The sequence below is a fragment of the Salinispora sp. H7-4 genome (assembly GCF_013416675.1).
GTDB lineage: Bacteria > Actinomycetota > Actinomycetes > Mycobacteriales > Micromonosporaceae > Micromonospora > Micromonospora vitiensis.
The window spans coordinates 1-621 of record NZ_JABZED010000077.1 but is presented as its reverse complement, the minus strand read 5'-3'; the positions used below and the strand labels follow the sequence as shown (position 1 = coordinate 621).

Sequence of the window (621 nt, the reverse complement as noted above, 5' to 3'; positions counted from 1 at the left end):
ACCGAGGCCCACTCCAGCACCGACCTCACTCTCACCGTGACGACCGCGCAGTTGTCCGGCGAACACAAGATCCGCGTGTTCCTTCCCGCCGACTACGCCACCGAACCCGACAAGCGCTGGCCGGTCGCGTACTTCCTGCACGGTGGGGGCGGCCGCCCGAACGACGTGGCGGCCGTCCCGGCCCTGCGCTCAAACTCGATGATCACGGTGGCTCCGAACGGCGGGCTCAAGGGTTGGTACGCCGACTGGGTCATGCAGAACACCGCCCTCGGCGCGGCCAACTGGGAGACCTTCCACACCGAACAGGTCGTCCCCTTCATCGACGCCAACCTGCGTACCCGCACCGACCGGAACCACCGGGCCGTCATCGGTCTGTCGATGGGCGGCTTCGGATCGCTGCACTACGCGCAGGCCCGCCCCGACCTGTTCGGTCACGTCGCCTCGTTGTCCGGTGGGATCGACTTCGGCATGACGGAGATCCGCGCGGTCGTCCTGGCCACGGAACTCAACCTCCCCGCCCTGCCGTGCAGCTCCATTCCGGCTGGCCCATGCCCCAACTACGGCCCGTACGTCGACAGCGACGCTATTTTCGGCTCTCCATATCCCATCTTCAACGCCGAC

The 621-nt window shown here is 67.1% G+C and carries 1 protein-coding gene; it reads left to right on the top strand.

Translation table 11 applies throughout. The features are described 5' to 3' along the window. On the top strand, window positions 1-621 hold a 621-nt coding region (locus H0524_RS24075), incomplete at both ends, for an alpha/beta hydrolase family protein (RefSeq protein WP_218942551.1).